Source organism: Xanthobacter sp. BG11Y11_SDJG, assembly GCF_057364445.1.
This window is the reverse complement of sequence record NZ_JBNFNU010000163.1, coordinates 1-8,873: the sequence shown is the minus strand read 5'-3', so window position 1 is coordinate 8,873 and position 8,873 is coordinate 1. Positions and strand designations below refer to the sequence as shown.

Sequence of the window (8,873 nt, the reverse complement as noted above, 5' to 3'; positions counted from 1 at the left end):
ATGAACCGCCGGCCCGGCCACTGCGCCGGATCCCCCCGGACAAGCCGGGGGGATGACGGCGGTGAAAAGGGGGGACGGCGATGAAAGAAGCCACGGGGCGCTGAGACACAAACCGCCGTCATGCTCCGGCTTGACCGGAGCATCCACGCGCCCTCCCCGCCGCGAAATGGGTCCTCCGATCAAGTCGGAGGGCGACGGCCGGGCGGGGGGCGACGGCGGGGCGAAGGGCGACGGCGTGGAAAGGGCCAGCGTGAGCGTGGCGGCCTTCACCTCGGCGCGATGGCGGCGGCGCCCTCTTCAATGCGCGCTGGCAATGGCTTAAGGATGGCCGGCCCGATGGGAGCCACCATGGCCCGCCTCCTCCCCCGCCTGTCCCTGCCGCCGCATCTGCTGATCCCGCTCATCGTCGCCTGCGCCCTGTTCATGGAGCAGGTGGACGCGACGGTGATCGCCACCTCGCTGCCCGCCATCGCCGCCGACCTCAACGAGGACCCGGTGGCGCTGAAGCTGGCGCTCACCTCCTATCTGCTGTCGCTCGCGGTGTTCATCCCGGCCAGCGGCTGGGCGGCGGACCGCTACGGCGCCCGCACCGTGTTCCGCTCCGCCATCGTGATTTTCACGCTGGGCTCGATCCTGTGCGGGCTCTCCTCCTCGCTCCTCGACTTCGTGCTCTACCGCATCATCCAGGGGCTCGGCGGGGCGATGATGGTGCCGGTGGGCCGGCTGGTGATCCTGCGCGCGGTGCCCAAGAGCGAGCTTGTCTCCTCGCTCGCCTGGCTCACCATCCCGGCGCTGCTCGGGCCGGTGTTCGGGCCGCCGCTCGGCGGCTTCATCACCACCTATTTCGACTGGCGGCTGATCTTCTTCATCAACGTGCCGATCGGCGTGCTCGGGGTGTTCCTCGCCACCCGCTTCATCGAGAACGTGCGCGAGGAGGACGTCCCGCCGCTGGACCTGAAGGGCCTCGTGCTGTCGGGCGTCGGGCTTGCCGGCCTCGTGTTCGGCTTCGCCGTCATGGGCCAGCATCTGGTGCCGACCTGGGTCGCCGGCCTGGTCTCGGGCGTCGGCTTCGCGAGCCTCGTCCTCTACTGGTTCCACGCCCGGGTGACGCCGCACGCGGTGATCGACCTCAAGCTCCTGCGCTATCCCACCTTCCGCGCCGGCGTGGTGGGGGCGAGCTTCTTCCGGGTCGCATCGGCGCCATGCCGTTCCTGCTGCCGCTGATGTTCCAGCTCGCCTTCGGGCTCTCGGCGTTCGCCTCGGGCCTGCTCACCTTCACCGCCTCGGCGGGCGCCATGGTGATGAAGTTCACCGCCGCGCCGATCCTGCGGCGGCTCGGCTTCAAGCGGGTGCTGGTGGTCAATTCGCTGCTGTGCGCCGGCTTCATCGCCGTCAATGCGCTGTTCACGCCCGGCACGCCGCACTGGGTCATCATGAGCGTGCTGCTGCTGGGCGGCTTTCTGCGCTCGCTGGAATTCACCGCGCTCAACGCCCTCACCTATGCGGACGTGGAGCCGGAGGAGATGAGCCGCGCCACCTCGTTCGCCAGTGTCGCGCAGCAGGTCTCGCTCTCCATGGGCGTGGCGCTCGCCGGCTTCGTGCTGGAGCTGATGCGCGGCACGCGCGGGGAGAAGGCGGTCAGCCTCGACGACTTCACCATGGCCTTCCTGGTGGTCGCGGCGGTGAGCGCGGTCAGCATCCTGTTCTTCATCGTGCTGCCGAGGGATGCCGGCGCCTCACTCTCGGCCAAGAAGCCGGACCTGCCGGACCCGCGCGCCGAGGTGCCGAACGCCCCTTAAGTCCGTGCGATCGCGCTTGGCCGCCGGAATTGCAGCGCCGGATTTGCAGCGCCGGATTTGCAGCGCCGGATTTGCAGCGCCGGACTTGCCACCGGAACAGGGCCGGCGCGTGCGACCCCTCAGGGCGTGGCGCCCTCGTCGGCGTGGCGCATGGCCAGCGGCAGGCAGGCGGTGGCGAGCAGCGAACGGTAGCGGCGCCGCGCGTCGGAAGCGGTGCCGTTGTCGGAGATGGCGGCTTCCTGAAGCTCCGCCAGAGCCCAGGGATTGGGCTCCATGGGCAAAGCGGCGATCTCGGGTGCGTTGCGCGTGGTGATGACGACGATGTCGTGCGGCGTCAGCGCCTGCAGCGCATGGGCGGCCAGCTGGCGCTGATAGGCGCGCCGCTCCGGAGCGAGCTGCTCCCAGGGCTCCAGCAGCGGGTAGCGCTGCTGGGAAAACGCGTGCATGGCACGCGCCACGCGTTCCACCATGTCCGCCGAGACCATCCCGCCCTCGCGCAAGAATTCCCAAACCCGGCGCCAGCATGGCGCGCGCGCCTTTCCCGAAGGTTGCGGGCGTCCACTTGCTGGCATCATGGTCAATGAAGCCTTAAAAGGGTGACGCTGGCCGCGCGTCCTCCCGAAGGTGTGGTATGGGGGCAACGCCGGCATCCGCCGCCGGACTTCCGATCCCGTGGCCCCCTGATGGAGCACCCCATGTCCGTGACGCTGAAGGATCTCAAGATCAAGCTGTTCACCGACGGCGCCGACAAGGCGCAGATCGTCGAGATGGCCAGGCAGTCCTTCATCGCCGGCTTCACCACCAATCCCTCGCTGCTGCGCAAGGCCGGCGTCACCGACTATGCCGCCTATGCCCGCGACCTGGTCGCCGCGGTCCCGGACCGGCACATCTCGTTCGAGGTGATCTCCGACGACATCCCGGAGATGCGCCAGCAGGCGCGCCTGATCGCCACCTGGGGCGAGAACGTCCACGTCAAGCTGCCGGTGTGCACCACGCGCGGCGAGACCTTGTACGACCTCGTGCGCGACCTGGTGCAGGACGGGGTGAAGGTGAACCTCACCGCCATCTTCTCCGAGCCGCAGGTGGAGGCCGGCGTCGCCGCGCTCGCCGGCGGCGCGCCCTCCATCATCTCCGTGTTCGCCGGCCGCCTCGCCGACCTCGGCATCCCCTACGAGCCGGCGGTGACCAAGGCGGTGGCGCTCGCCCGCGCGACGCCGAACGTGGAGGTGATCTGGGCTTCCACCCGCGAGGTGTGGAACGTGATCGAGGCCGACCGCATGGGCTGCCACATCATCACCGCCCCGGCCGACGTGCTGAAGAAGCTTCCGGCGCTCGGCACCAAGACCGCCGAGGAGCTGGCGCTCGACGCAGTGAAGGCGTTCCGCTCCGACGCGCTCGCCGCCGGCATCACGCTCGACCTGTCGGGCCGCGCCGCGGCGGAGTGAGGAGCGCCGTTCGCGGCCTTCCGCCGGCCGCCGCCAGCGCCCAAGGTGCGCGGGTGGACACGGGGGTGCCGCGAGGTCCGGGCCGCGCGGCAATGTTGGCACTGGCAAGACCGGCCCCGCATAAGGCCGGCCCGCAAGACCGCGGAGGATTGGCGCAGGGCCGGCGAACGCGCCGGCCCCTCCCCTGCCCCCTCAGGCCATCTCGCTGACGCTCTTGCGCTCGTTGCGCTTGCGCTCGTTGGGATCGAGGAAGCGCTTGCGCAGGCGGATGGACTTGGGCGTCACCTCCACCAGCTCGTCGTCCTGGATCCAGGCCAGCGCGCGCTCCAGCGTCATGCGGATCGGCGGGGTGAGGCGCACCGCCTCGTCCTTGGAGGTGGTGCGGATGTTGGTGAGCTTCTTGCCCTTCAGCACGTTCACTTCCAGGTCGTTGTCCCGGTTGTGGATGCCCACCAGCATGCCCTGATACACCTTCCAGCCCGGCTCGATGATCATCGGGCCGCGGTCCTCGAGGTTCCACAGCGCATAGGCCACCGCCTCGCCCGGCTCGTTGGCGATCAGCACGCCGTTGACGCGGCCGGCGATCTCGCCCTTGTAGGGGGCGTATTCGTGGAACAGCCGGTTCATGATGGCGGTGCCGCGGGTGTCGGTGAGAAGCTCGGACTGGTAGCCGATGAGGCCGCGCGTCGGGGCGTAGAAGACGAGGCGCTGGCGGTTGCCGCCGGAGGGGCGCATCTCCACCATCTCGGCGCGGCGCTCGCTCATCTTCTGAACCACGGTGCCGGAATATTCCTCGTCCACGTCGATGAGGACTTCCTCGATCGGCTCCAGAACGGTGCCGGCGGCCTCGTCCTTCTGGAACACCACGCGCGGACGCGACACGGCCAGCTCGAAGCCCTCGCGGCGCATGGTCTCGATCAGCACCGCGAGCTGCAGTTCGCCGCGGCCCGAGACGAAGAACGAATCCTTCTCGGTGGATTCCTCGATCTTCAGCGCCACATTGCCTTCCGCCTCGCGCAGCAGGCGGTCGCGGATGACGCGGCTCGTCACCTTGTCGCCCTCGGTGCCGGCCAGCGGGGAATCGTTGACGATGAAGGTCATGGTCACGGTGGGCGGATCGATGGGCTGGGCCGCCATGGGCTCGGTCACGTCGAGCGCGCAGAAGGTGTCGGCCACGGTGCCCTTCGAGAGGCCGGCGATGGCGACGATGTCGCCGGCGACGCCCTCATCGATCGGCTGGCGCTCGATGCCGCGGAAGGCGAGGATCTTGGAGACGCGGCCCTGCTCCACCAGCGAGCCGTCCTGCGCCAGCACCTTGATGGGCTGGTTCGGCTTGATGGCGCCGGAGCTGATGCGCCCGGTGATCATGCGGCCGAGGAAGGGATTGGCTTCCAGAAGCGTGCCGATCATCCGGAACGAGCCCTCGCCGACCGTGGGCTCCGGCACGTGCTTCAGCACCAGGTCGAACAGCGGCGCCATGCCCTGGTCCGAAGGACCTTCCGGGCTCTCCGCCATCCAGCCGTTGCGGCCGGAGCCGTAGAGGATGGGGAAGTCGAGCTGCTCGTCGGTGGCGTCGAGCGCCGCGAACAGGTCGAACACCTCGTTCACCACCTCGGTGATGCGGGCGTCGGAGCGGTCCACCTTATTGATGGCAACGATGGGCTTGAGGCCCACCTTCAGCGCCTTGCCGACCACGAACTTGGTCTGCGGCATCGGCCCCTCGGCGGCATCCACCAGCACGATGGCGCCGTCCACCATGTTCAGGATGCGCTCCACCTCGCCGCCGAAGTCGGCGTGGCCGGGGGTGTCGACGATGTTGATGCGCGTGTCCTTCCAGACCACCGAGGTGGCCTTGGCGAGGATGGTGATGCCGCGCTCCTTTTCCAGGTCGTTGGAATCCATCACGCGCTCGGCCACCCGCTGGTTCTCGCGGTAGGAGCCCGACTGCTTCAGCAGTTCGTCCACGAGCGTGGTCTTGCCGTGGTCGACGTGGGCGATGATGGCGATGTTGCGCAGCTTCATGGGCCGTCCAGCACAAAAACGCGGGTCCGACGTGCTCGGGCCCGCTTCGATGGGGGAAGTGTTGCGGCGCAAAATACACAGATACGCCCGGATATCAATGTCGGCACGGCGGCCCGAGACTGGCTCGCGCTGCGCGGCGGCCGCGTCCCGCGGCGTAAAAAACGCCGCCATCCGCTACCGATGCCGCCCAACCCGTTGCGCCGGAGCGCGCGGCGGGCCATGAGTGCGCCAGAGTTCCCCAGGCCCATCCTGTGACGCGGCGAGACGCATGTATCTTCACGGCCAGTTCATCTTCGGCACGTTTGTGAGCCTGCTGTGCGTGGTGGTCCAGGCCTTCGCCACGGTGGTCGTGATCCGCCTCACCCGAAGGACGAGCCGGCATCTGTCGCGGCGCCATCCGGTTCCGACGCTGATCCTGATCATGACGACCAGCGGGGCGCTGCTCACCGCCACCCATTTCATCGAGGCCGGCATGTGGGCCGTTGCCTATGCAGCGGTGAGCGAGACCCAGCGCGCGGACGCCTACTATCTCGCCTTTGCCAACTTCACGACGCTCGGCGCCGCCATCGAGCCCGATGCCAACTGGCGCCTGCTCGGCCCCATGTCGGCGGCCAACGGCATGCTGATATTCGGCTGGTCCACCGCAGTGCTGTTCGCGGTGCTCTTGCGCACCATGGCGACGCTGCGCCTGCGCTGAGGCGCGCGAGAGGTTTGCCCGCGGCGCGAAGGCACGGTAAGCACGATGCCATGACGCACGCATCGGACCTTCCACCGCCCGAGGACAGCGTGCCGCCGCGCCTTCCGCCGGCGGACGCGCGCCGCGTCGCCGCCCTCGTCGCCGGCCACCCGATCCTGGGCACGCTGCCTCTCGATGCGCTCGCCGATCTGGTGGCGGGCGGCGCGCTCGCCACCTTCGCGGCGGGAGAGTTCCTGATCCGCCGGGGCGAGACCAGCGATTTCGCGCTGCTGCTGGTGGAAGGCACGGCCCACGTCTTCATCGATACGCCCTATGGCGACGTCCACCTCGCCAACGTTGCCGGCCCGGCGGTGGTGGGCGAGGTCGCCGCATTCACCGGCGTGCCGCGCACCGCCCATGTCCAGGCGGTGAGCGCGATCCGCGCGGTGCGCATCTGCGCCTATGCTTTGAAAGAAGCCGGCCGCGCCCATCCGCCGTTCCTGGAGGCGGCGCTGAAGCAGATCGGCGGGCGGCTCGAAACCTTCAACCGGGCGGTGGGCTTCTATTCGACGGCGCTCAATGCGCTGGAGCGCCACGACTTCGACATGCGGCTGCTGGACGACCTGCGCAACCCGCTGCCGGAGCTTGCCAATTTCGCCGCCTCGTTCCGCCGTCTCGCCGAGGAGATCATGGTGCGCCAGGCGCACCGCCGGGAGATGGAGAGCGCCACCGCGATCCAACGCGCCATGCTGCCCGAGCCGCTCACCCCCGCCGACCTCGGCCACAAGGGCGAGATCCAGGCCTGCATGCGCCCCGCCAAGGAGGTGGGCGGCGACTTCTACGACATGTTCCTCTTGCCGGACGGCCGCCTCGTCATGAGCGTCGGCGACGTGTCCGGAAAGGGCGTGCCGGCGGCGCTGTTCATGAGCGCGACCCAGACCGCGCTGCGCTACGTGCTGCGGCGGGAGAGCGACCTTGCCGCCGCCATCGGCATCGTCAACGAACTGCTCTGCGCCACCAACAGCGAGAGCATGTTCGTGACGCTGTTCAGCGCCGTGCTGAACCTGGACGACGGCACGCTCGACTACTGCAATTGCGGACATCTGGACGTGATGCTGCTGCGTCGGGACGGGACCACCGACATCCTGCCGCCGGTGGGCATGGCGGTGGGCATTCTCGAGCGCGCGCGGTTCGCCGCCCAGCGCATCCAGCTCGCGGCGGGCGACCGCCTGTTCCTGTTCACGGACGGCCTGCCGGATGCGGCCGATCCCGCCGACAACACCTTCGGCGAGGACCGGCTGAGCGCCGTCGCCGAGGCGGCGCGGCTGAAGGCCGGCACCGCCTTCGTCGATCACATCCTCGACGCCGTGGAGGGGTTCGCGCAGGGCGCGGCGCAGTTCGACGACATCACCATCCTCGCTTTGACCTTTGCCGGGGGAGGACCAGGGACGAGTCAGGCCGGCTGATTTGAAAGAGAGGGGCGCGCCGAGGACTGCAAGCGCGCCCGACCTGCTGCCGTCCAACGCACTAGGCAGACGGAGAGCTTCAACCATCACCGCAATTGAGGCTTCCCTTGTTGTTCCAGAACTGGCACGAAGGGCAATCGATAAGATAAATTCGGGTACCTTTGGCTCGATTCCGAGATATATTGCATACACATTCGAGCGCTAGACAGTCCAGACAGTCTCTGGGGACCACCCGACAATCGGTGCATGACCTTCGAAACGATCCATGTATTCGATTTTCTGTGCAGGCTTTAGGCTGATTGGCCATCAAGAAATCTAAAACGCCATCAGCATAACTCGGAGCATATGGGACAGACAGAAGAACGGAAATTAAGATTAACTGATATATTTTAGACATTTACGCCTCCATCAGAGATTTTATAAAGTATGCCTATAAATTGTGACATTATGGCAATGATTTATGCCGATTGGCAGGCAAGATGAAAAATCTCCCATGCAACGCTCTGATCAACCGGCGAACAGGTCCTCCTCCTCGGCCAGCAGGATCAGGTCGCTCAGGGTGAAATGATCGAACGGCCGGCCGGGCGCGCCGGCGGCCTGCGGCTCCGCGCCCAGCAGGCCATGCCAGCGTCGCGGCGACGATGCGGCTGCCCACCGGGCCGAGCCGCGCGCCGGCCGGCCCCTCGGGATCGCCGGCTTCCGCCAGCACGTAGAACCACAGCGGGGTCGCCTGCGCGAACGGGGCGGCGGCGCCACGCTGGCGCTCGGGCAAGGCGGCGAGCAGCCGTTCCCCGGCGAGCGGCTTGAGGCCCAGATGGGTCGCCACCGCCTGGCCGGTGGGCAGACCGAGCCGGTAGCCCTCCAGCAGATGCCGCCGCGCCAACGTGCTCGCCGTGGTCTCCGCACCGGCGATGCGGGTGTCGAGGGCACGGGCGCGCTGCGGCGCCAGGCCCTCCAGCGGCAGGAAGCCTTCCCAGGCGATGATCCAGTGCTCCGGCAAGGCGTCGGAGCCGCGCCCGGCGGCGCCGAGCACCAGGCGCGTCGCCAGCGCGCCGCGCTCCACGTTGCGGTAGGTCGCATTGTAATCGTAGCTCGGCCGCGCCATGGCGGGCGCCAGCACGAAGGCGGCCGCGGCGAACTCCGCAGGCATCGATCCCCGCGCCCGAACGCCTGCGGCCGGGCGGGCACGAACCTCCTCGATGGCCTGCGGATCGCACAAACGCGGCAAGAGGTCGTTCATCACCATCCAGCGGTAGCGCTCGCGCAAGGCGAGGCGCGCCTCCTGGAAGCCGAGCCCGTCGCGCACCAGGCGATTGTGCGCCTTCAGGAACGCCACATGGAGCTGGCTGAGCACCAGCATGGCGTCGCTGCGCGGATCTCCGGCGCGGGCGATCCGGTCGCGGCCGGGATCGAGGCTGCGCGGATGGCGCGGCAGATCGTTGGCGGCGCCCTTGCGCGGCGGCCG

At 68.5% G+C, this 8,873-nt stretch carries 7 protein-coding genes and 1 pseudogene; 5 read left to right on the top strand and 3 right to left on the bottom strand.

The features are described from left to right. The first annotated feature begins 348 nt into the window (after window positions 1–348). Window positions 349–1,799 (top strand): annotated as a pseudogene (locus AC2W7M_RS14120) (MFS transporter). Window positions 1,800–1,918: 119 nt separating this feature from the next. Here the strand turns inward: AC2W7M_RS14120 and AC2W7M_RS14115 are convergent. Beyond that, window positions 1,919–2,245 (bottom strand): hypothetical protein, encoded by a 327-nt coding sequence (locus AC2W7M_RS14115; RefSeq protein WP_486132897.1) that lies wholly within the window; start codon window positions 2,243–2,245, stop codon window positions 1,919–1,921. A gap of 22 nt (window positions 2,246–2,267) precedes the next feature. On the opposite strand from AC2W7M_RS14115, the gene AC2W7M_RS14110 reads away from it, so the two are divergent. After that, window positions 2,268–2,399 carry a hypothetical protein gene (locus AC2W7M_RS14110; protein ID WP_486132896.1) on the top strand — a complete coding sequence of 44 codons (132 nt, stop codon included), beginning with the start codon at window positions 2,268–2,270 and terminating at the stop codon, window positions 2,397–2,399. 95 nt (window positions 2,400–2,494) lie between these two features. After that, window positions 2,495–3,244, top strand: a complete 750-nt coding sequence (locus AC2W7M_RS14105) for a transaldolase family protein (RefSeq protein WP_486132895.1) — start codon at window positions 2,495–2,497, stop codon at window positions 3,242–3,244. A gap of 192 nt (window positions 3,245–3,436) precedes the next feature. Here AC2W7M_RS14105 and typA read toward each other — a convergent pair whose 3' ends face one another. Beyond that, window positions 3,437–5,266: a translational GTPase TypA gene (gene typA / locus AC2W7M_RS14100; RefSeq protein WP_486132894.1), complete on the bottom strand. Its 1,830-nt coding sequence runs from the start codon at window positions 5,264–5,266 to the stop codon at window positions 3,437–3,439. A gap of 268 nt (window positions 5,267–5,534) precedes the next feature. Here typA and AC2W7M_RS14095 point away from each other — a divergent pair, with 268 nt between their 5' ends. Together AC2W7M_RS14095 and AC2W7M_RS14090 are read left to right on the top strand one after the other, a co-directional pair. Continuing rightward, on the top strand, window positions 5,535–5,963 hold the full coding sequence (locus AC2W7M_RS14095) for a two pore domain potassium channel family protein (protein WP_486132893.1): 429 nt from the start codon (window positions 5,535–5,537) through the stop codon (window positions 5,961–5,963). A 50-nt stretch (window positions 5,964–6,013) separates the two neighbouring features. Next, window positions 6,014–7,408, top strand: a complete 1,395-nt coding sequence (locus AC2W7M_RS14090; protein WP_486132892.1) for a PP2C family protein-serine/threonine phosphatase — start codon at window positions 6,014–6,016, stop codon at window positions 7,406–7,408. Window positions 7,409–7,853: 445 nt separating this feature from the next. Here AC2W7M_RS14090 and AC2W7M_RS14085 read toward each other — a convergent pair. Further along, window positions 7,854–8,873, bottom strand: a 1,020-nt coding sequence (locus AC2W7M_RS14085) for a peroxidase family protein (RefSeq protein ID WP_486132891.1), incomplete at its 5' end; no start/stop codon positions are given.